General features: G+C 37.2%; 23 protein-coding genes. 2 read left to right on the top strand and 21 right to left on the bottom strand.

Features of this window, described 5'->3' with window-relative positions; all coding sequences use genetic code 11:
* Positions 1-15: 15 nt before the first annotated feature.
* The 12 genes from NXS00_RS22740 to NXS00_RS22685 all read right to left on the bottom strand — a co-directional run bounded on the left by NXS00_RS22740 (position 16) and on the right by NXS00_RS22685 (position 11,694).
* Complete coding sequence (locus NXS00_RS22740; protein ID WP_258101587.1) at positions 16-918, bottom strand: glycosyltransferase family 2 protein; 903 nt, start codon at positions 916-918, stop codon at positions 16-18.
* Between the two features lie 13 nt (positions 919-931).
* A complete protein-coding gene (locus NXS00_RS22735; protein WP_258101586.1) occupies positions 932-1,939 on the bottom strand; it encodes an NAD-dependent epimerase/dehydratase family protein in 1,008 nt (335 codons plus the stop codon).
* Positions 1,936-2,622: a WbqC family protein gene (locus NXS00_RS22730; RefSeq protein WP_258101585.1), complete on the bottom strand. Its 687-nt coding sequence runs from the start codon at positions 2,620-2,622 to the stop codon at positions 1,936-1,938. Before NXS00_RS22730 ends, NXS00_RS22735 begins: the two co-directional genes overlap by 4 nt.
* An 11-nt stretch (positions 2,623-2,633) precedes the next feature.
* Entirely contained in the window at positions 2,634-3,821 is a 1,188-nt protein-coding gene (locus tag NXS00_RS22725) for a sulfotransferase domain-containing protein (protein ID WP_258101584.1), read from the bottom strand.
* The gene (locus NXS00_RS22720; RefSeq protein ID WP_258101583.1) at positions 3,818-4,894 is read right to left on the bottom strand and encodes a DegT/DnrJ/EryC1/StrS family aminotransferase; all 1,077 of its coding nucleotides are present in this window, start codon (positions 4,892-4,894) and stop codon (positions 3,818-3,820) included. The genes NXS00_RS22725 and NXS00_RS22720 overlap by 4 nt, the downstream gene beginning before the upstream one ends.
* Positions 4,891-5,535, bottom strand: a complete 645-nt coding sequence (locus NXS00_RS22715; RefSeq protein ID WP_258101582.1) for a sulfotransferase — start codon at positions 5,533-5,535, stop codon at positions 4,891-4,893. The genes NXS00_RS22720 and NXS00_RS22715 overlap by 4 nt, the downstream gene beginning before the upstream one ends.
* Positions 5,532-6,284, bottom strand: coding sequence for a sulfotransferase domain-containing protein (locus tag NXS00_RS22710; RefSeq protein WP_258101581.1), 753 nt, complete (start codon positions 6,282-6,284; stop codon positions 5,532-5,534). The genes NXS00_RS22715 and NXS00_RS22710 overlap by 4 nt, the downstream gene beginning before the upstream one ends.
* Before the next feature lie 5 nt (positions 6,285-6,289).
* On the bottom strand, positions 6,290-7,528 hold the full coding sequence (locus NXS00_RS22705; protein ID WP_258101629.1) for an ABC transporter ATP-binding protein: 1,239 nt from the start codon (positions 7,526-7,528) through the stop codon (positions 6,290-6,292).
* A gap of 4 nt (positions 7,529-7,532) precedes the next feature.
* Positions 7,533-8,354 (bottom strand): ABC transporter permease, encoded by an 822-nt coding sequence (locus NXS00_RS22700; protein ID WP_258101580.1) that lies wholly within the window; start codon positions 8,352-8,354, stop codon positions 7,533-7,535.
* Between the two features lie 4 nt (positions 8,355-8,358).
* Positions 8,359-9,456: a glycosyltransferase gene (locus NXS00_RS22695; RefSeq protein WP_258101579.1), complete on the bottom strand. Its 1,098-nt coding sequence runs from the start codon at positions 9,454-9,456 to the stop codon at positions 8,359-8,361.
* A gap of 178 nt (positions 9,457-9,634) precedes the next feature.
* Positions 9,635-10,870 carry a glycosyltransferase gene (locus tag NXS00_RS22690; protein ID WP_258101578.1) on the bottom strand — a complete coding sequence of 412 codons (1,236 nt, stop codon included), beginning with the start codon at positions 10,868-10,870 and terminating at the stop codon, positions 9,635-9,637.
* Positions 10,867-11,694: a glycosyltransferase family 2 protein gene (locus tag NXS00_RS22685; RefSeq protein ID WP_258101577.1), complete on the bottom strand. Its 828-nt coding sequence runs from the start codon at positions 11,692-11,694 to the stop codon at positions 10,867-10,869. Before NXS00_RS22685 ends, NXS00_RS22690 begins: the two co-directional genes overlap by 4 nt.
* A gap of 248 nt (positions 11,695-11,942) precedes the next feature.
* On the opposite strand from NXS00_RS22685, the gene NXS00_RS22680 reads away from it, so the two are divergent.
* On the top strand, positions 11,943-13,229 hold the full coding sequence (locus tag NXS00_RS22680) for a glycosyltransferase family protein (RefSeq protein WP_258101576.1): 1,287 nt from the start codon (positions 11,943-11,945) through the stop codon (positions 13,227-13,229).
* On the opposite strand, the gene NXS00_RS22675 is transcribed toward NXS00_RS22680, so the two are convergent.
* Genes NXS00_RS22675 through NXS00_RS22640 form a run of 8 tightly spaced genes read right to left on the bottom strand, consistent with a single transcriptional unit; the run spans position 13,210 to position 21,339 of the window.
* On the bottom strand, positions 13,210-14,274 hold the full coding sequence (locus NXS00_RS22675; RefSeq protein WP_258101575.1) for a glycosyltransferase: 1,065 nt from the start codon (positions 14,272-14,274) through the stop codon (positions 13,210-13,212). The genes NXS00_RS22680 and NXS00_RS22675 overlap by 20 nt on opposite strands.
* A 1-nt stretch (position 14,275) precedes the next feature.
* Positions 14,276-15,406 (bottom strand): glycosyltransferase family 2 protein, encoded by a 1,131-nt coding sequence (locus tag NXS00_RS22670; RefSeq protein ID WP_258101574.1) that lies wholly within the window; start codon positions 15,404-15,406, stop codon positions 14,276-14,278.
* On the bottom strand, positions 15,406-16,371 hold the full coding sequence (locus NXS00_RS22665; protein WP_258101573.1) for a glycosyltransferase family 10 domain-containing protein: 966 nt from the start codon (positions 16,369-16,371) through the stop codon (positions 15,406-15,408). Before NXS00_RS22665 ends, NXS00_RS22670 begins: the two co-directional genes overlap by 1 nt.
* A 10-nt stretch (positions 16,372-16,381) precedes the next feature.
* Positions 16,382-17,221: a putative nucleotide-diphospho-sugar transferase gene (locus NXS00_RS22660; protein ID WP_258101572.1), complete on the bottom strand. Its 840-nt coding sequence runs from the start codon at positions 17,219-17,221 to the stop codon at positions 16,382-16,384.
* Positions 17,196-18,401: a glycosyltransferase gene (locus tag NXS00_RS22655; RefSeq protein ID WP_258101571.1), complete on the bottom strand. Its 1,206-nt coding sequence runs from the start codon at positions 18,399-18,401 to the stop codon at positions 17,196-17,198. The genes NXS00_RS22660 and NXS00_RS22655 overlap by 26 nt, the downstream gene beginning before the upstream one ends.
* A 12-nt stretch (positions 18,402-18,413) precedes the next feature.
* Positions 18,414-19,082, bottom strand: coding sequence for a class I SAM-dependent methyltransferase (locus NXS00_RS22650; protein ID WP_258101570.1), 669 nt, complete (start codon positions 19,080-19,082; stop codon positions 18,414-18,416).
* Positions 19,079-20,017 (bottom strand): nucleotide-diphospho-sugar transferase, encoded by a 939-nt coding sequence (locus NXS00_RS22645; protein ID WP_258101569.1) that lies wholly within the window; start codon positions 20,015-20,017, stop codon positions 19,079-19,081. The genes NXS00_RS22650 and NXS00_RS22645 overlap by 4 nt, the downstream gene beginning before the upstream one ends.
* An 11-nt stretch (positions 20,018-20,028) precedes the next feature.
* Positions 20,029-21,339, bottom strand: coding sequence for a hypothetical protein (locus tag NXS00_RS22640; protein ID WP_258101568.1), 1,311 nt, complete (start codon positions 21,337-21,339; stop codon positions 20,029-20,031).
* An 83-nt stretch (positions 21,340-21,422) separates the two neighbouring features.
* On the opposite strand from NXS00_RS22640, the gene NXS00_RS22635 reads away from it, so the two are divergent.
* Entirely contained in the window at positions 21,423-22,406 is a 984-nt protein-coding gene (locus NXS00_RS22635; RefSeq protein WP_258101567.1) for a glycosyltransferase, read from the top strand.
* Here NXS00_RS22635 and NXS00_RS22630 read toward each other — a convergent pair.
* On the bottom strand, positions 22,403-22,678 hold the full coding sequence (locus NXS00_RS22630) for a Uma2 family endonuclease (protein WP_258101566.1): 276 nt from the start codon (positions 22,676-22,678) through the stop codon (positions 22,403-22,405). The genes NXS00_RS22635 and NXS00_RS22630 overlap by 4 nt on opposite strands.
* Positions 22,679-22,687: the final 9 nt, after the last annotated feature.

Here is a 22,687-nt window from a genome sequence, read left to right as displayed (position 1 = left end):
TGAATTTTACTGGAATTACAGAATCGCTCGTTTTAGTAATTTGAGGACAACCATTACTGACAAATATCTCATATTTCTAAAAGCCATAGAAACCAACAACCATCTCTCTTTCAACCTCTTAACTTCTAACCCCAAAAGATGCCTAATAATTACATTCCCAACAAATTTATCAAATTTATAACCTGAATGTTCATTAAGTTGTTGCCAAAGAGCTATTCTCGTAAGGTGAAAAACATTTTTTAAATGTAGTGAGGTTTGTGTAATACCTCCTAAATGTTTTCTATAAACACTAGGATTAAGTTTATAAGCATTTACAATAGGTCCATTCAAGGAAATCAAGAAAAATAGAGGAATGTCTCCACTTGACACTGTCTTTAACCATTCTGGTATCACCAAAAACTTCTTTCTAAAAAAAAATGAAGACGTGTGAAAAGGTGTCGACAACCGGATCAAATCTTTAGTTAAGTAAAGACTTTCATACTTGTCTCTCCACGGCAGTTTCTTGTTATCCTCAGTTCGTAAGACCACTGTTCCATGCATAACTCCGGAAAACCGCTCATTTTTTTCAAGTAACTCATATTGAGTTGTAAGCTTCTCAGGGTCATCCCAAAAATCATCACCATCAAGTAAAGCAATGTATTTTCCATTGCAGCTTAGAATATTTTCGAGGAAATTCTTTCTCCCTGAATGAATATAACCTCTAAAATCATTACGATTTCTTTCACATAGTTTAATTATATCAGTGTACTTCTTTTGATATGATTTTACGATATCAACAGTAGAATCGCTTGATCCATCATCCCCAACTACTATTTCAAATGGAATATCAAGGTTTTGTGCGAGGACACTATCCAATGCCTTAGCGATGAATTCTTCGTGATTGTAGGTAATAATGGAAACTGAAATTTCAATTTGCATGGCTACATTGAAATCAATACAACACCTTTTGGTTATCTACATGAATAAATCTATCACCATTCATTTCATGTTTCATATCCTCGAGCATTTCTATATATGAGTACTCCGGTGCATACCCCATATCGTTTTCAGCATTTGAGATATCATACAAATAAGAAATTTGACTTGGCTTGTCCCTTCTATAAACTACTTCACTTGGGTTGCCTTCTTTCGAAAATACCTTTGAAATACCCATAATCTGATCCTCTAAACTGGTCCCGATTCCTGTAGCAACATTGTAAAAACCTCGGGCTTTATTTGAACCTATCGCCTTATCCACCATCTGACAGAAATCCTTTACATAAACTATATCCTTCTTAACATGGGGGTCACCCCATATCTCTAAAGACTCACCTTTTACGGCTTTCTCTATTAGGTATCTGTAGGCCAATACTGATTTCTCGCCATTAACGTACATTTCCGATATAGGACGATAGCTGTAAATAGTTGGGAGTCTTAAGATCACATTACTTATACCATGATCATAAAAATAATGCTCGGATAAATCTACAGCGGCATTCTTACTAATTATATAAACTGCATGATCTCCAGTATAGTTCAGCATCCTACTGGCATCATGACGGATCAATTTACCCGTATTCCAAAGTCCAGCCACATCAGAGTGGGACTGTGTAAAAATGTACTTTTTACAGCCTATTTTTCGACAATACTCCAGTACATTGAAAGAACCTATGGTATTCACTTTTAAATAAAGCTCTGGCTTATATCCTACCATTCGTGAAGGCATTACACCTGCCAGCTGCACCACGGCCTTCACGTTTTCCATAGGCAGTTGCTGAAAAGAGTTCATCTCAGATAAATCAATAGAATAACACTTTATTCCCCGCTTTGCATAAAAGTCTGCGTTCAAATTTCTATTACCACAGGCAACTATTTCGTATTTGTTTCGAGCGACCAATTCATCAATCAAATAGGTACCAAGCGTTCCAGTAGATCCAAATATGATAACTTTCTCTTTCATTTTATCAAATCAAACTTACACAACATATCGATAATGACTCTTTTATCATTCCACATGAGCACGTCTATTATTGACAAACTACTCAAAAACTCCCGTGCGTTTTGATTATACGGAACTTGATAGCTATGAACAAACCTCAATTCCATTTTATTAGCCTCAAATCGACTTGCATGATATAAAGAACGTCCATTAATAGCATTTACGTACACTGATGTATTCATAGATTTACAAAGAGATAAAACTCGGTCTGTTCCTTTCAAATTACTGTTATTAAATGTGGATGCTAAGTGAAACTGAGCATCAATATTCAAGTAGCCACAAATCCTCTGAATCCCATGGATGTTTAACGAAGACAGAGTCTTCAAGCTATGATCCTCTATTATACTCTCGATGAGTGGGTAAACAGAACCATATTGAGGTGCTTTATTATAAAAATGATGTATCTTCTGTAAAAGCTTGCTCTTCCAGGCCAAATCGTCTATTAATTCTACTTCATTTATTCGTTTGTTGACAGAGAGTTGCTTACAATAAGCATTTATATAACTCACCTTACCATTTTGCTGTATGCGGTTTCTATTTACCCATCCACCTTTAATATATTGAACATCGTCGTAGAAGACGAATACATCTGAAGATTTTATTAATTGGAAATACCCTATATATGGAAAAAAATAGGGTTGCATAATTGCCGTTTTCAAAATGCTGTATAATTATACTTTCTAATTTTCTCGCTATTGATTAACGCCTCAAATTCCAGATTAGAAACGATCAGCTGATCTTTAATTTGCCTAGCATATTGTGATTCCCATTTAAGACTGATTTCTGGTATTTGAAGTGACAAATCCAAATCAGTTGCGAGTTCATTTAGCTTCTTTCTAAGATGGTAGTCCAGATACACCTCGTCATCTATAGATTTCTCCGCCAAGCTGTCTAGGTAATAGGTCACATGTCGATGCGTGTCAAATGGATTCATAATGCTTTTTTGAAAGCCATGTTGTGTTCTCCTATTCAATTCAAGCTGGATTGCTAGCTGTTTACTCGTTAATTGTTCATTATATCTTCTTGTAATCTCATTAATCTCCGTCGTTAAACCCAAAATTTTGCCTAAATCTGATAAAAAAGCTTTGTTATCATCCTGAAAATCCTCAAAAAACATGACATGTACATTCTCTCTACTAAAAAGGTCACAGTATAACCTATATACTAGATCAAAGTGAAAATCGTAAAGAAAATTTCTATCTTGATATGTCCAAATATATTTGAGGTATTCATCAAAACTTCCAGCATATCCGAATCTAACGGTTTCTTTGTACAGAGATTCAATGAGCCCTTTTTGTTGCCTTACAACCATTATTACTTTGGTTTTCTTACCAAATATATTTTGTAACCTTTTTGCCTTTGTTACTGTGTCAATTCCTCCATGCCAATTGAAACATAAATTTTCATTTGATACTCCTACCGCATGTATTTTTTGATTACTTTGAGCTATTCTAAAATACTTTTCGAACACACTCTTAACGCCTGCAGGGTCATAGGACAAGTCACCTTTATACCTCAAGTCTATTTCCATAGCTAAGTTAACTTCACTACTTACATAACCATGATCATCCCAGTACTTTTTATTACTGTGGTTTCCACACCCTAGATGAAACAAATGGGGATCTTGCCCAAAAAAACCTCGCTGAAGTGCTGTGGACCCGGCTTTAGGATAGCCAATATGAATATATCTTATTACCTCTTTAGACAACCTATCCGAGACCATTATTTTTGGTTTATGAGTGCGAAAAACATTGCTTATTGTTTCCTTTATACCCAATCTATGAGCAATCTTTTCAAGATTGAGTCTATAGAGTTTACTAAAAAATTCTCTGGCATTTTTCATTTCAATGCCTCTTCTAGAGCTATTACCACTCTTTTTTGCTCTTCTCTTGTCAATTGGAAATACATGGGAAGACATAAAATTCTGCGGGAAATATCTTCTACCACAGGTAAACTCGTTGATTTCACATAGTTAAGATGGTTCAAGGGGGGATAAAAATACCTTCTAGTTGATATTCCATTATTAGCTAAAAACTTGAGCGCTTTTAATAGTTCATCTTCAGATTTAAACAGTATAGGAAAGTATGAATGATTCCCTATTGAAATCTCTGAACTCTCAACCAAAGAAATTTCGAGTGAAGATAAAAGTTCTTTGTAAAAATCGAACTGTTCTCTTCTGCTTTGAAGAATGTCATTTACGTACCTAAGATTCACCAACCCCATGGCTGCATGAATTTCACTCATTTTCCCATTTATGCCTACCCCATCAAAGCACTCAGGTCCGTCGTGCCCAAAGTTTCTTAAAAAATCTATTCTTTCACCAACCTTTGGGTCTGATGTGAATAGTGCTCCTCCTTCTACAGTATGAAATAATTTAGTTGAATGAAAACTGGTTATTGAAACATCTCCAAATTTGAAAACTGAAGAGCCATCATAGTGAGATCCAAAACTATGTGCTGCATCATAAATTACCTTTAAATTATTCCTCTTAGCTATCGCATTAATAGAATAAATATCACAAGAATTTCCAAAACAATGTGTTGCCAAAATTGCAGAAGTATCTTCTGTAATAGCTTCTTCAATCTTTGAGGGATCAATATTTAGTGTTAACGGTTCAATGTCAACAAACTTAGGAACACAGTTCTCCCAAACGATACTGCTAGTTGTAGCCACATAACTAAATGGTGTAGTTAACACTTCGCCTCTGACCTGTAATGCTTTAAGGGCAATTTGAATTGCCATTGTTCCACTACTAACTAAATGAACTCTTCTCAGGTCAAAATAATCAGCCAAACTTGCCTCAAGTGATTTAACGTTTGGTCCATTATTGGTTAAAATATTCTTTTCCCATATTGCTGTCAACATTTGTTGATACTCATCAAGCGGTGGCAGAAAAGGTTTATTTACTGGAATCATAGTTTTAAATCGCTAGTTGAGTTCTTTATTGGGAATAATTCTCTCATGGGCTTAACATTCAGAAATTCACAAAAATCTCGGTAGCTCTCTTTTTTGGCTACATTTAATACGAGTAATGACCCAGGAAGAGTTTTAAAATAGTCTACCACATTCCTATTATGGTTATCATAAAACACTTTCAGTACATCTCTATTATAAGGATCATCTTCTGGGGTATTGAACAATAGTCTGTTTACCTTCCAGGGTCTACCTTTGGTATGGTTTATAGCATTCTGAAGATCCTCTTTGGTTGGGGTATTACCATTTGCCCATAGCTTACCATGAAATGTCGTGATTGAATCCGCCCACTGATCAGGGTTATTTCTAACCGAAAGAATGAACTTTGCTCTTGGAAAAGCACTATGCAGAGCCAGATAAGTGTGCGGAAGCGAAAAAGGTGAATCCTGAAAAGCGTCGGCTGACTTGCAATACTTAATTATTGGTTTAAAATTTCTCTTTGCCCAATCATCTAATAGTGGCTTGGCCTTTAATTGATCTCCCATCCTGAAACCTAATTCATCAAGACAAAATTCCAATGTTGTGGTACCAGTTTTGTTCAAACCAATACAAAATATTTTTTTATTTCTGCTTAAGTAAATCATCGATCTAAATCCAGTCCGATTAGGTCAGATAAGTTATTATTCTTTAGCGCAAAAAGTTTCTTCAAATCATAAAGTAATCCCGAATCTAACTCCATTGAGTGTGTTCTGGTGGGGTTTTCATGTATATTAATATCACCTGTATGTACCATATCGTGTTTTAAATTCAAAAATCCCTTACATTCCTTTAACACTTGAGTTTGATTAGATAAGTCTTCAAATCGAAGAAACAGGATGTTGCTCTTATCAAAGTACAAGAGATATCGTTCAATTTGCTCTTTATAGAATCCCCTAGATATATAATTGAACTTATCTATGGTCCTGCCTGATGATAAAGCATCTAGCTCTTCTTTTATTGCCTTTTCAAAAGATCGATTATCATACCTATAGCTTAAGGTAGGGTGATCTTTCAAGTGCTCAAATTTGAAATGGTACATCTTCCAAGCTGAAAATGCACGATCAATTGGATCTCTCAGTATAACAATAAACTTGATTTTTTTTGATAATTTAAGAATTCGCTGAGGTACTTCAGGAAAAAAAAGGTACGATGGACTTGCTTCGAAGTGAAGTCCTCTTTTATACCATTTGAACTGATTTAGATACCATAATTTCCCCTTGGAATAATTTCTATCAAAATAATGAATCTCCTTATATTTTGATGGGATGAGTTCTGGTACTTGCTTGAGCAATTCATACAAGGTAGATGTTCCAGATTTTTGAGCACCAATAATGATTAAACTGGGTGTTAACATTTTTATTACAAATTCGTATTTATACTCCAGTCATCTCTAAGCTTAACTATAGGGAGGTTTTTCTCCATATAATCCATTCGTTTCAACGGTCGGTAGATCTCAAAATTCAGCAGTTCACTAAACCTCAAAACTCGTTGATTACCATTTCGAACCAATGAAAGATTAATAAAATAACGTCCATCTATTAGGCTCTCTAATGGTAGTTCCAAGTCGTATTCTACAATATCATTATGATTTTCATGTCGCACAGAACAAACAGAAGACATAATTTTAATCCGTTTGGAATTGAAAAGTTGAATCATAGGAACCACACCTACTTCTCTCAAGTATTTCATCCTAACTCTAATACAACGTGGTATTCCATGATTATCATTAATTAATTCTATAGATACCAATGTAATTCCTTCGAGTTCGAAGAGTCCTTCATCTTCGATCCACTCATGCTTTAATTTAAAATTCTGCCTTCTAACATTTTCGTACTTCTGCAGTATTTCATAAGTTGTACCTATGTCCTTCAAATTTCCACTATCCAAAAGGAGAGATTGATCACACATTCGCTCAACTGCCTCCATATTATGACTAACAAAAAGAACCGTTCTTCCCTGACCAGCTACATCTTCCATTTTACCAAGACACTTATTCTGAAATTCTACGTCACCTACCGCGAGCACTTCGTCTATAATCAGTATCTCAGGCTCTAGATGTGCCGCAACACTAAAGGCCAGGCGCACCCTCATGCCCGATGAGTAAAATTTTACTGGTGTGTCAATGTGTTTTTCAACTCCCGAGAAAGCCACTATCTCGTCAAATTTAGCATCTATTTCCTTCTTACGCATACCCAATATAGTACCGTTCATATAGACATTGTCTCTACCGGTGAGCTCTGGGTGAAACCCTGTACCTACTTCCAGTAATGCCGATACACGTCCCCTAATCTCTATTTTCCCGGAAGTTGGTTCCGTTATTCTACTTAAAATCTTCAACAACGTACTCTTGCCGGCCCCATTATGACCTACGATCCCCAGAACTTCTCCTTTCTTTACTTCAAAGTTTATATCTCTCAGCGCCCAAAAAATTGAATCATCCTCCTTATCAAAACGGGTCATTTGAGCAATTTTCCTAATGTTTTTGATAGGGTACAAAAAGGTGTTCTTGAGTTGCTCGGCAAAAGTGTCAGCCTTATCCTCCAATCCAATCCTATACCGTTTGGACAAATTCTCTACTTTAATAACTGTCTCTGACATCATCTCAGGCTATATCGGCAAAATACTTTTCCATTCGTTTGAAGTAAAAGACCCCAAATAAAAATAATAAGAGTGCGACTAATGCACCTATTCCAATCAAATCCCAAGGCAAAGGTTTGGAGCCGAGAAAAGCTGACCGCATACCTTCGATCACACCCACCATTGGATTGAGGGCGTACCAGTAAAGGTATTTGTCAGGAATGATGGATACAGAATATACAACAGGGGCTCCATACATTAACAATCGCACCATAAAAGTCATTGCATACTGTACATCCCGGTATTGAACTGCTAATGCAGACAGAATCATACCTGTCCCTAGGGAAGTCATGATCAATATCATTAAGAGAATCGGAAAAAATACGATTTCCCAAGTAGGAATAAACTGATAATAAACAAAGAAACCAATGAGCACCAAAAAAGCTATACCAAAATCAATTAATGCAGAGAAAACAGTTGATAATGGAAGTACGATTCTTGGGAAATATACTTTTGATAACAAGTTCTTATTGGTAACCAAACTTCCGGCACTTCCGGAAAGAATATTTGAAAAATAATTCCATGGAACCATCGCTACATAACTAAATAAAATATAAGGAATTCCATCAGAGCTGAGCTGAGCCAAATTTCCAAATATAACAGTGAATATTACGGTTTGAATGAGCGGTTGCAATATAGCCCAACCTACTCCTAGCACAGACTGAGCATATTTGGCCTTGATTGACCGAATAGTCAAGAAGTAAAGCAAATCACGATAATGGAATAGTTCTTTCCAATCTACCAGCTGCCATCCTTTCTTGGGCTCTATAATTGTAATATCATCCATATTCTTAAGTTGCGTTACTGACTATATTATTAAGAAAGCCTATATGCTTCTGCCTGGAAAAATTAGTTTTAATGTGCACCCTTCCTGCATTTCCCATTTGCTCTCTTCTGTTCTTAGATTCAAGCAATTTTTTCAGGTTGTCACTAAACGATTGCACATCATGCTCATTGCACAAATATCCTGTTTCTTCTTCAATTACTGTTTCTCTTATGCCTGCATGTCTGGTTGAGACAATAGGAAGACCTGCTGCGGCTGCCTCCATAATAGCTACGGGAGATCCTTCCTTATCACCGCTACTTGCCTGAACGGAGTGCTGAACGAAAATGCTAGAATCCTCAAAGACTTTGCAAATATGATCCTTTGATAATAGTCCAAGAAACTCAATCTGATCAGCAAGGCCTAACTCGACAACCAGATCTTCACAACTCTTCTTCAACTCACCGTCTCCAATCATTCTCAACCGAGCTTCAGGAAATGCTTTAAGGACTCTTGCAAAAGCCTTAATCATTACATCTGGAGCTTTCTTTTCCGTAAAACGACCCACACTTACTATATTATTTGACTGATAATTGGGAATCACATTGGTGAACTCCTCATTTGGTCCATAGGGGTTTACATCAATTTTCTGAGGGTCGCAACCAAGAATAATTAAGTCATTTTTCATTTCCTCAGATACAGCAACAACCCTAGTAGCTACTTCAAACATCTGACGGTATCGATTGCCAAGCCTCAGAATTACAGAATACATAGAAGCATCGTATCCATGAAAATGAATAACCAGCTTAATACCCAACTTCTGACAAGTTTTATAAATATAAGCACCAACAACACCATATTCTGCCAGCAGAACTTCAATAGATTGCTTTTTCAAGTGTTTTTCAAAAGCAACTTCATCATGCCAATAAGTTTCATTCTTAAGAACCGCCGCCACTTTTCTAAGTGCTCGCATGAATAGTGGCTGTAATTTATCGTCATTCACAAATTGCGGGATTGGAGCTCCGTAATAGACAAATCTCGGTTGCAACTCACTTATATGCGCTTTTATAAAAGTTTCTGTTGAACCAGGAAGGTCCTGCATGACTATCCCAAATCTTTCCTTCATTAATATTGCTTTATGCAACACCACGCTTTACAACAGCGAATGTCATTCATTTAAATCTCGAAGGTAAAATATATTATTGCCATTAACATGAATAATCGATAAACTGATTGAATGAAAGGATAATTGACATATCAAAAGCTACAACTAAAAGAACGGCAATGAATAAATCAATAAACTATTAATCTGAGCATAGCCAGATGCTCTCATAGACTTCAAGTAAAACGCCATCTACATGCTCTTTTGAACGATATTCCAAACCTGTCTGCCTGCATCGTTCCCTCAAAACTACTGGATCTTCATTAAACAATCTTTGAACCTGTGGTAAGGCATCCTTAACCAACTCCGTGCGGAAAGAGTCAAACACTACTCCCACATTGTATTTAACAGCATACTCATCATCCTCAGAAACTCCCCTAGTAGTAATGTAAGGCAATCCACATAGCAAATACTCCGCTACTTTTGTTGGTGATCTAAACTTCTGCGAGGGTGAAGGCGGAACCCCACTGATACCCATGTCTGCCGCACTGATATATTCCTTTACTTCTTCATAAGTCAAGTTTCCAGTTATATGATAATCTTCCGCATCCAAAAAATTTGAATACATTTCAGCTATCTCTGCATGATCATTAGAGGTCACCACAAGAAAGAAGGCATTGGGAATTTCCCGTTTGATTGCTGCACTCATCTCTGGTAGTTCATCTGTATAGTAAAGTCCCCCAAATTTGCCAAGATATAGAAAGACATGTTTGCTTTCGACCCCCAACTTTCTTCTCAAACTTGCTCTTTCCTCAGGTCTAAATTGAAAATCATTGGCGTCTACTGCGGTTGGAGCTCGAAAAAGCTGTGCTCTAGACCCTTTAGACTTCAACTCCTCCAACATGTATCGGGTACCTGTCATGATATAATCGGCATCTTGACCTGCCATACTTTCGAGATAATTGAGAATTTTGAACTTCAACCCTGTTCTATTCCAAAACCCTAAGTCTGCCATAAACTCACTGTGTGGTTCATAGGAGTAAACCACCATTTTCATTCGCAACAGTTTTTTCAGAATAATGGAAATAGAAGCAGCAACATTGGCAAAGGCCAGAATCACTTTTGTTTGATACTTTATCCTTAAATACAGAATATGAAAAAGTGACTGAATAAAATCCCAGGCTTTTTTGAGCAGTAAAAACTTACCTGTGTGAAACTGAAGTGGATGCCAGTAAATTCTACTTAGTGCCAAATCCTCTGTTACAAGTTTCATTTCCTCGCTGGTCAAAGCATAAACTGGTTGTTCAAAGGTCACCACATGAAACTCTCCATGTGTTTTGGTACTTAGGGTTTTGATATAGCTCAGCACCAGATTCTGAAACAATGGATCATTGAAGCTATTATAAATAAAAACCAGCGTATTCAATTTTTTTGTCATATCCATGAAAACTTAAACACTACTCGAAAAGCCGATGAAAGGTCTTTTCCATCAATCAGATGAGATAAAAACATGATCCGGATCACCCTTAGCTTCAAATGATGAAATTGGCCTCTGGTATGTGAAATATCGGATTGTATGGTCTGCAGGAGCTTGTAGTATCCGTTTTCTAATCCTTTCAGATTTTTCATAGCAGATGTAGGATGCTGCCGGTACCTGAGCACTTCATGATTTGTGAAAGTATATTTGGTCTCGCACTGATTGCATATTGATAAGTAAAAAAACAAATCTTCCGCATGAGTCAGACTTTCATTAAACCTGTATGTAATTCCTGCCCGCCTTCTCACCATCCAGGTATTCCCAAACAGACACCTTCTATCCAGCCTGAATAATAAAGACAAAGGATTGCCCTGAAAATCCGGTATATACTCATGATCCAGCACCTCCAACTCGTTAGAGACATACTTAACTTTGCCATCTACAAAGTCAAGCGTATCATCCTGATCAAAAATAGCCATCCGGGCGCTCACCGCTTCTTCAGGCATGATATCATCAGCATCAAAAAATATCATAAAGGCTCCCTTACAAACACCCAAAGCGAGATTGCGAGCAGAACTCACGCCTCCGTTTTCCTTAGAAAAATATTGAATTCTATTATCTTCATATGATAAAATCACTCCCTCAGAATCATCAGTACTCCCATCATTGACGATCAGAAGCTCCCAATTCTCATATTTCTGATCAATCACGGACCGAATTGCCTCACCAACATACCTTTCCGAGTTATAAACCGGCATGATGATAGAAACCAATGGATTTTTCACAGTATTTTTCAGTTAAAATATTTTAGAACGCATTTGTAAAGCAACCTACTTAGTGTGTAATGCTCTGCAGTGTGATTGCTACCAAAAATGTTTGCATTGACTTAAGGCAACATGCGTGGACACCCATACTTCCTTCTTTAGTCTATGAGACAATTCAATTTTCAAAACCAACTACCTTTGGCAAAAGTAGGAATATTGTATGGAATGAATCCCTAAACCATCTCTCTTCCCATTCCTGCTAGATTGATATGAAACGAGTTTTAATTATCGCCTATCATTTTCCACCGCTCAATGTTGTAGCCAGCAAAAGAACCAAAGCCTATGCTGACTATCTACAGCAGTTTGGGATCAGGCCGACCATATTTACTCCCATGCGCACCTCCAACGGACATCTGGTAGAGGAGAATGTATCTATACAAAAAGGCATTTATGATACCCATGATGAAATTCTAGTGCCTATCCCATTTAAGACAAAAGCTAAAATACTCTCTTTCCTACTCAACATTCCCTTACTCGACAAGCTTGTCATTACATTTCACTGGATGATAGGAAATTTAAATGTTTCTCCAGCAGAGCTCAATTCTTATATTAATCTCAAAAAAGCCCTTAATAATTACCTCAAATCAGAGCAGTTTGATGCTGTAATAGGCATTTATAGCCCCCATCACTGTCTTAAGCTAGCTCACTTCGTCTACAAAAAATTCAACCTTCCGTATATTCTTGATTTTAGAGACTTATGGGCCAAGCATGTTTTTACCCATTCTGTGACAGTAGGAAACTCACAGAAATTTCAGGACAAATTCATCAAATACTATTGGAAAAGATGGATCAAATCATCAGCTTCATTTTCCATTACCAGCCCTGAATGGCTTTCCATTTTAGAGACACTAACTTCAAAAAAAGGACATATCATCCCCAATGGGTTTGATGACAAATTACTAACCATCTCATCTTCAAAATCAGAGTATTTTTCCGTTGGATGCATAGGCACCTTCTATCCCAATCAGGATCTAGGTACTTTCTTGACTGGCTTCAAGCATTTTTTGAAGAGTCTACCTTCTTCAGAAAGAGAAAACGTGAAGCTTGAGTTTCTAGGACTAAACAAGACCTATCGTCCTAACCTAATAGATGAAATAAAATCATACGTACCAGAAAATAATATTCAGTTTCTACCGAAGACTGATCAACTTGGAGTTATTAAGTTTTGTCAATCTCAAACGCTTATTTGGCATCCCGCATTTCCTGATTCCTCAGGGTGGTTTTCTGCAAAAATTTATGACTACCTCGCGGCTAAAACTGCCATCCTATTTTGTCCATCGGATAGAGGAATCGTAGAAAAGACACTCATTCATATGGAGCACATCAGCTTTGTCAATAAAATTGACATGGTAGTCTCCTACCTTCAAAACAAGTACAGATTATGGAAAAATGGAGAAATAGATCAAATGAAAGACAGTCAATTGCATGAATTACAATCTTTTACCCGCTCCAATCAAGCTCAAAAGATGGGTAAAATCATACTTCCAATGAACTAATCAATCCTCCGATGTATCCCACCTTTTGATCATAAGCATTAGAATAACACAGGCTTATTCTCCTAGTAGCCAATGATTGTTCTTCTCCTTTTTCCTGTAAGTCTATCGTCTTTGCTAGTTCCTCCAGCCATTCCTCCTGGGTCCTAGCCATTTGGATTAAGTCTTCATGTTGCTTGTAGTCTGCCGTATAAGAAGCGACAATTGGCTTACCTGAACTCAAATATTCCATCATCTTATGAGGCGAAGCATAATTCATGTAATATTCCTTCTGATAAAAAAGCAGCAATATATCTGCAGCATTCATATAGCAGGAAAGATCTTCAGAAGGCACAGGATATAGCAAATGTACGTTGAGTAATGAGGATACATCAGCAGGGACAGACTCATGCCCAGATCCAAGGAGAACAAAATCTACCTCAGCATGTGTCATTGCTGCATTACGCAAAAGTGACCAGTCCAGATGTGGCATCTTCAAATTTCCAAAATACAGTGCTTTGACCTTACCATCTCCAGGCAAAGTAACCTGCTCCGAACATGGATAAATATGAACTCCATGTTTGATCAAATATGTATTGTCATTATAGCGCCTTAACCTATCTACAATTTTGGGAATTACTCCTAGACATAAATCTGCAGAACGAGCTGCTCTAGCAGTTTGAAAATCCTGACTTAGATCCACTATATGGGAGATTTTGAAGGCACTCCCGAAGACCTCCATATCATAGAATACGGAATTATCAAAAGACCAGACAATATCAAAATGGCACTGAACTAACTCCTTGAGCTTTCTTAAAACAGCTCTTTGATTAGCCCGCCTGAAAACCCCTGGTAAACGATACAAACCAGGCCAAAATCCTGAGTAATCCACAACCTTGAGATTGTCCTGAGATGTATTCTGACACTGCCATACATGCGTAGGAGGATTCAAGAAAAACACATGAGCGTCATTCTTGGCCAACTCTAAAGCATAATGATGCTTGGACACATGAATATGATGCCAAGGCTCTGGAGAAATGATCAGAATATTTTTATGCTTAAAATCCATCTTACTTTGAGATGACAAACAATAAGCTATCTTGCTTGACCTCTAAAAAATAGTCTCTCAGCGACCTTCTGTTGTATAGGATAAAGTATGCTACCGCATCTCTATAATCATAAACTGTATGATGTTTTTTATAATAATTAAGGTCATTGGTCAACATCAGTCCAGAGTTCTTTCTATCCAGAAACTTATTAATCTTTTTGATGAATCTCATCAATCGAGAATTTTCAACCGAAAGATATAAACTGTCCTTAAAAGTGAGTTTTACCACATCTCCATCAGACATCTCATCGACTTTCTGTTTGATGAAGAGAGTAATCAAGTGAAGCGGGATATCGTCAAGAACAAAACCATCGCTTTGAGTCTCCAACTTAGAAAGAACTGCCCTCTCCGATTTAAATGTCCCCCAATCTTCGGAATTGCGAATACTCGATTTATTCCCTTCCTTATACTTGACTAAAAACTCCTGCCAGCGAGAAGGCAAGTTGAAATTCCTCCTACCGGAGGTCGGATGCCACTGGTGATAAAGCACACAATCATCCCGATAAACCCATTTGGTCTCTACCCCAATTTGAGTTAGTCTTTCACTCAGGTCTTCATCTTCCACCCCCCAAATACAATAGAACTCATCAAATCCATTGATCGCTTCAAACTTCTCTCGGAGCACTGCCTGCGCTAAACCCAATGCTGTATTGGGACGTGATTCTCCATAAAGTTTCCCATGATGCAAATCTCCCCATCTATCAAACCCTTGTGACAAGTCCCTTGCAGAAAAGTGAACTTCACGATCTGGCCTCAAATAACCTATTAGATTCTCAATGAAATTAGGAGGAAAAACCAGGTCAATATCTGTAGTCAGAATGTATTCTGATGGTTTGCTTTGCCTCACACCAATATTCAAAGCATGTCCACGATTCCAAAATTGCCCCTGAGAGGGCACATGTACATACTTGCAAAATGAATATCTCTGAACAAGGGCTTGGATCTCTCCACTGACATTATCTTCACTTCCATAATCCACAAAACAAACATGAAACTCTTTCAGCGACTGCTGCTGTAATGAATCAAGACACCTTCTCACTCTTACTGTGTCTCTGTTCTTAAAGCCAAAAATAATGGAGAGCTTGTAGTACATCAATACGGCTTTTTGTTAATTAATTTCCTCCATTGATACTGGATTTTCCTTGATAAGGAAAGAGTCCCTCCCTCCCATGGAGCTCGATTCCCTTTGAGTTGATAAGTTCTGTAAGGACTATTTTCAAGCTTACTATTCAAGACTCTTTCTGAAAGAAAGGGGAAAAGCTGATATTTATCGAGGATCATCTCCCTCGCCTTTGCAATGGCAAGTAAACGACCTTGATAATTATCTTGATCAAGATCAGTCAAAACTTCTTTCAAACTATCTACATCCGGATCCACCTGAATAAAACTCCCTTCAGGAAAAAATTGATCAATATTGGTTGCTCCCATATAAACCGGTACAGTCCAGCTAAGCAAGCAATCAGCAATCTTTTCTGTCCAGTAATTAGGACAAAAACTATTCTCCACTACGATGCTATACCTGTACGGAAAAAGAGCATCAAACTTATCCTCAATAGGGTTGTAGCCTCTTCCAAATAAATCAAATCTTAGCTCACCACACTGCTGCCTTTTTACTATAGCATTTCTCAAATCATGTCCCGCCATCCAATTGGCATTACTGGTAATCATAGATACCAAATTCGGTGGATCTTCCTTAGGTTTCAGCTCCTTCAAAAAATCATAGCTCTTGTTTAGATGCCATGGCAGTGCACCATGAGTCCTTTCGCTTGTCACACCATATCTCGCCTTTTCCGGGCCTATTACATGATCCACCTCACGATCAGACCTTCTATACCAAGCGTGAGCCGGCGTAGGAGGCTCCATTTGCAACAGCCATCTTCCACCTTTCCTACAAGTAATCTGCTCATCATGTTTCACCCGGTTCAAAAAAACAACCACGTCACACTCTGAAACCGCTTCCAAAGTAAACTTCACTCCATTCCATTCTCCGGAGTGAGCTATGGTCTGATGGAGTAAATCATCATCTTTTTGCCAATCTTTTACCAGCCGTACCAACATCTACCGATAGTTATCTTAAAGATCTCAACAGTTTCTTTCCACCCTCCGGAATCCATGAGTAAACTTGCCTCAAAAGCTTCTTGTGCCATGGTAAAGACCAACCGTAGCACTTCCTCAAAGAAGCAACCCAAACCCTCTGTCTGCTTGATTGATTGACTCGTTTGGCGATAATCTTAAACTCTTCCCTTGACGCTCGACCATGGATAATACGAACAATTTCATTTTCCAGAAATCCAACATTGAACAAAAACCTAAAATTGAAACTAGAATGAAGCACATACATCTTGATAGGATTGGAAAGCAAAGCTTCCATAAATGCAGGCTGATCACTCCAATAAGTTTCCTTTCCTCTCCGATAACAAGACTCCCAATCTAATAAAAACTTCTCTGTCTCAGAAGTTTTTCTGAACACAAGCATTCCTGTATTGTAAGGTGTAAAATAGGGAACAACCTGCCTCTCACTCATAACTTCACTCTGATCATAATAATCCAGACAAGCCAGAAAATCAAAATGATCCAATGTCTGAAAAACCTCATGAAAAGTATGAACAATGTACATATCGGTATCCAGAAATACAGTTCTATCAAAAGGCGAATTTTGAATGCCAATAATCTTATAAATAAGATTGGACTTCCATGAACCATCATCAGCCACTTCAAAAGCCACAACCTTAATAATATCAAAAATAGGATGCTCAAATGAATGATCAGTAACCAGGCAAACCTTAGCTTCCGGCGTAACAGCCTTCAGGGTTTGCGCTGAGGTTATCGCCTCTTCTAGATACCTCTTACCTGTTGCTACGTATAGATATCCTAGGATTAGGCTATTGTTTACGGTCTGCTTTTTCATTTAATACATCTTTGTAATACTGAAGATATTTCTCGGCTTGAACCTGAGCACTAAAAAACTTTTCAGCTCTAACTCTACCATTCCTCCCGAAATCCTTACGCATTTCTTTATTTTTCATTAATAAAATAAGGTTTTTCTTGAACCCTTCGATATCATTCAGTTCCGAAAGAAGCCCAGTTTCCTCATGCATTACAGTATCCAAAATCCCCCCTACACCAAAAGCGACAACCGGTTTCTCACAAAACATGGCCTCAATAATCGTTTGCCCAAATGCTTCTTCATCTGCTGCCGATATATATATATCAATATCTCTGTAAATGGCCATCATTTCCTGCTCAGATGATATATTGCCCAAATATCTAATTGCAAATTGCGCATCAAAATAATTCACCTCACCCTCACCAACAACTAATAATTCCCAACCGTCCATCTTAATCGTGTTTAAGATTTGAATAACTTTTAAGAATCCTTTCTTCTCATTACTTAATCTAGCAGCGACAAATAGAAGTTGCTTTTTATTTTTTGGAGCTTGATTCAGCGAATTTGATTCAGCGAATTTTTCAATATTCAAGCCATTATGAATTAGACGAAAAGATTTTGCTTTCGAGAAAATCAATGATTTTTTAGCTTCTCTCATAGTCCAACTTGAAGTTGCAGCTACATTTATATTCTCATGAACCGACAAAGCATTCATTTTTAACTCCTTTGCAGATTTTTCTAATTTCTGATTTTTTACATTAATATAACCATCATAGTGCACAACACCCCGCATTGGAAAAAGATCTGGGGTTCTCCACACCACGGGCTTGGTTGCTACCACTTTATGACTAAAAAAACTTGGGTAATGAATGAAATTAGCAATCCAGTGAAGATTTAGCACATCAGCCCATTCAATCAACTTTGTCTCTTCGGGTCTAAAAATTGAAAGGGGAGAACTGTACTCATAATAGGGGTCCGTCCAATTCCGCACCCGATACTTAATAGATCTGATGAACTTCTCTTGTAAAGATATTTCTTCATTAAGTAATGAAAACCAATTAGCAATACTTTCACCTTCAGGAAGTTTGTAAAGTGATAGAACTCTAGAGTCTACACCAAAATCAAGCAAATTTAAATGAAGTCTCTTTAGAGCCTTAGCAGCACCTCCCTCAGTTAAGGTATTCAAATGCAGAACCTTCATATTTAAAAAAACCTAGAATATATTGAAGTATGTCCCTTTGAGAAGATAGCCAGTATTATTATCCACAACTTTTTTCATACCTCCTTTTTTATACCAATTATTTAACATGGCATATTCAGCTTTTCTGTGAACATCGTCAATTACTACCAATGCATTTGTGGATATTTTCCCGTCAAAATAGTTCATTGCTTCCGATCTGATATCCTCCTTGTTCCCTGCATTTGGACCATCGATAATTAACACTTGAATTTCTTGATTTTTCATAATTAAATCCAATTCATCCTCTACGTACCAAGAATCTTTAACCTTTAGGCATTCAATCTTAGCTATTTCATCTAAACTTTCTTTTTCTAATAGGTCTGAAACAAGCTTCGCCCATTGTTCATTTTCCTCTATTGAAATTACTTTACAATCAAGATTATTCATCGAAATAAACTTCGATATTATTATCGTAGAATAGCCAGAACCTAGTTCAACTAAAAATCTTCTATTATTTATTAGAATATCATTACAAATAACTTGTAAAGTTCTATGGTCCAAAGCAGAACTTGTGTGAGGCAATGTGTTCTTCAACTGAGCCTGAACCTTATTTAACATTATCGCTGAATAAATATTATTCGTTACAATATTTGTTTCCCGAAGGAGATCGAGGTTTCTTTTTATAAATTTAAATATGTTCAATTGAATATTCTTTTAACCTTCATCAATACATTTTTCACTTTTTGTTTAAAACTTTTGAGGGTATAAAAATAATTAGCTTTTGGCCAGATATATTTGATCCTATGCTGATTTTCAAATTCAACGTCTAACAACGGTAGTCTAGAGTCGTCTATCTTTATTGGTTCATTTCTGACTTTTAGCGCATTTCTTAAGTTTATATTCCTAGTTGCTCCAGAAACATTCCCAATATTTTCTATCAGGGTATACTTAGGCGTAACACAGTAACCTTTAGCCTTGAAAATTGCAAATTTCCATTGATAATCCCAGGTATCAACATTTCCTCTTACTGTTTCATTAAATGTCATTCGCTGAAAATACCTCTCTTCCTTAGTAAGGGATAACTCTGACAAGATTCCTTCAAGATTATCATCAGAAATATTACTCATCCGATAATTATAATGAGCCCATGCTCTCTTCCAGGTTGCCCACCCCCAAATATTGCTGTACCTCATAAAATAATACGGTTTATCCAAATTATCCGAATCGACCCATGTATATCCCGATATATGAAATACTTGACAGTCATCTTTATGAAGATCTAACATTTGAGAAGTAAAAGAGAAAAAACTTTGATTAGGTAAACAATCATCCTCTAAAATAATACCCGCTTCTACATTGTCAAAAAACCATGTAATCGCTCCGCTTACAGCTTTTCCACATCCAAGATTTTCTTCTCTAAATAGTGTTTTAACCTCACACTCCCAATCAATCTGAGTTACTACTTCCCTTGTTTTAGCACATCTAATGACATCATTCTCATTCCCGCCTCTTGGTCCATCAGCGGCTATAAAAAGTTGACTAGGTTTGGCCTTACGAATTTCATCAAATACCTGTTGAGTGACATCAGGACGATTGAAAATCAAGAAAAGAACCGGAGCTATTTGCTGAGAGGTCATTGATAAACTATTTAACTGACAAGTCTATTGTGCTTACTGGAAATCACCAAAACAACAGCATAAAAACACATCATAGGGATCTTATACCTCATCAAGGTTCCAAAATTAGCAGTACTCACCCCTACTGCAAAGGCAAAAAGCAAAGCAAAAGCAAAACAAAAAACCAAAAAAGGATCCGAAATCAGCCTTTTAAATCCCCCTTGCACAATTACAAACCAAATAGACAAAGCTAATATCATGATACTTTCTAGTGCACTTAAAAGCATCAGAGGGTTTTTTACTTCCCACAAGTATGGTCTGAACAGGCTCACATTGATAGCAGCAGGCATTAGCTTTAGCATACCGGGAATCGTTCCATCCGGAATTCCTATATCATATCCTCCATCTCCTCCTGTTCGGGCTCCCCAACCATAACGAATATCATACGCAGTTACCCGAGCCTGATAGGCTATATTATCCAAACTGTATTTATTACTAGAAGAGCTTATGCGCTGCAAAGCAAAATAACCTCCCCCTGCAAATATGGTGATGAGAAAAGGCGCAACAAGTATTTTAACCAAAGAATTGCCAATCCTTGATTGATATTTCCAATAAAGCCAAAGAAATACCATCGGCAAATAGCAGATAACAATATATATCTTAATAGAGAAAATCAAGAAAACGGAAATCAGTGCAATCCCCCAATAGAAAGGATTCTTATTACCAAAATCAATTACCTGAATAAATACAAAGGTGAGCCACCCCAATGCCCCCAGGGTAATCGTATCCTTTAAAATCCCAGAGCCCCAAAAAACAACAGAAGGAACAAACAGTATCGAAATGGCTAACCATTTAGCATTGCCTGTATATTTTTTTACCACCGCGGAATAAAAAGACCAAAGTCCACTAAAACTAAATGTTGCAAAAAAAAGAGCTGTGGCAGAATAGGTGTGAAAAGTAAAAACATCGAATAACGCAGCTAATCGAACAATAAAAAAAGAGTGTGGATCTTTGTAGTACCAGATATGCTGACTCCATGGGAACGTTTCGCCAACTCTCTCCCCACCCGACTCCATAAGCAGCTTAAACCCAAGTATTGGATCATCTAAAAAAGCTTCCCAGATCCAGCGACTTCCATGCGTGAAGTAATTGAACGTATCTCCACCGCCATAATAAAACTGGTAAATGATACCCAGCATAATTGCCCCAAAGAATCTTACCCACAAAGCGGGTAAAAAATATTTTCTGGTTTCCTTAGTCGTCACATAAGGTCTGATGAAATACGCGATCAAAGAAAGCAGAATAATATAAATTGGCGTTATAATTAAATCTTTGATCTCCATTGACGAAAATTCTCTTCCTTGCCCCTTACCCACAAAACGAAGCTCCTTCGCAACGCTTCCGGTTTGAGCATTTCCTCAAATTTATGGAAGAAAAGGGGTTCGAATATGATTTTCAGTCATTCCTTTCGATCAATGCATGGAATAACCTGTATAAACAAGGTAAAACACTCCAGAAAATCAGTGGAGTAATCAGTGGGTATCTACGAAGATTGATCAGGTTATTTTTAGTATACCAATATGATTACATCCTCATTCATAGAGAGGCAACTCCTCTGGGTCCTCCTATTATTGAATGGATTTTGGCTAAAATGCTAAATAAAAAAATCATCTATGACTATGATGATGCTATCTGGATGGCTGATCAAGGAGGAGAAAACCAACTTTGGACATTGCTCAAATGGAGATCTAAAGTAGCTTCCATTTGCAACTGGAGTTACAAGGTTTCAACGGGAAATGATTTTCTAGCCGATTATGCAAGACAATTCTGTGATGAAGTTATTGTCCTGCCGACAGTCATCAATCATGAAGTTCATATATCTGCAACCAAAGAGAAGAATCAAATACCTTTCATTGGTTGGACCGGATCTCACTCTACCCTTTTTTACCTGGACTCACTTCTTCCCACTCTTCAAGAACTTGAAGAATCTTTTGAATTCACTTTTTTGGTTATTGCCAACAAGGATCCTAAACTTCCATTAAAGAATTACCAATTCATCAAATGGTCGAGAGAATCCGAAATAGAGGACTTATCCCTTATGGACATAGGTGTCATGCCTTTGGAAGATAACGAATGGTCTAAAGGAAAGTGTGGTTTTAAATTAATTCAATATTTATCGATTGGAATCCCCGCCATTGCTAGTCCTGTTGGAGTCAATTCAGAAATTGTCATCAATAATGAAACAGGATTTCTTGCATCAAGTCACAATGAATGGCTTGAAGTATTAAAGAAATTACTTGATTCGTCAACACTTCGAAAAGAAATGGGACTGGCAGGTCGAGAATTGATTACCAATAAATACTCAGTGGAAAGTCAGAAGGAAACTTTCTTTTCGTTGTTTACAGACTAATCTGCAAAAAGTTCTTCAAGTGAAATTTGAAAATCAGCGAACAGCTCAGATTCTGCATTCTTTTCTTGAAACACAATTCCTGGATTGTACTTGCCTTGACGATCTAAATTGAAGCGCTCCACAGTCTTCTTCTCCGGATCTACCAACCAATATTCTTTCACCCCAAACTTTTGATACAGTAATAATTTAGTTTTCATGTCTTTGGCAGCCGTGGATGGAGAAAGTTTCTCCACTACTAAATCTGGTGCTCCGAATGCCCCTTTATCATCCAACTTACTCTT

Source organism: Marinoscillum pacificum (assembly GCF_024714495.1).
GTDB classification, from domain to species: domain Bacteria; phylum Bacteroidota; class Bacteroidia; order Cytophagales; family Cyclobacteriaceae; genus Marinoscillum; species Marinoscillum pacificum.
Note: the sequence above shows the minus strand (reverse complement) of the source record. Positions and strands in the feature narration are given on the sequence as shown.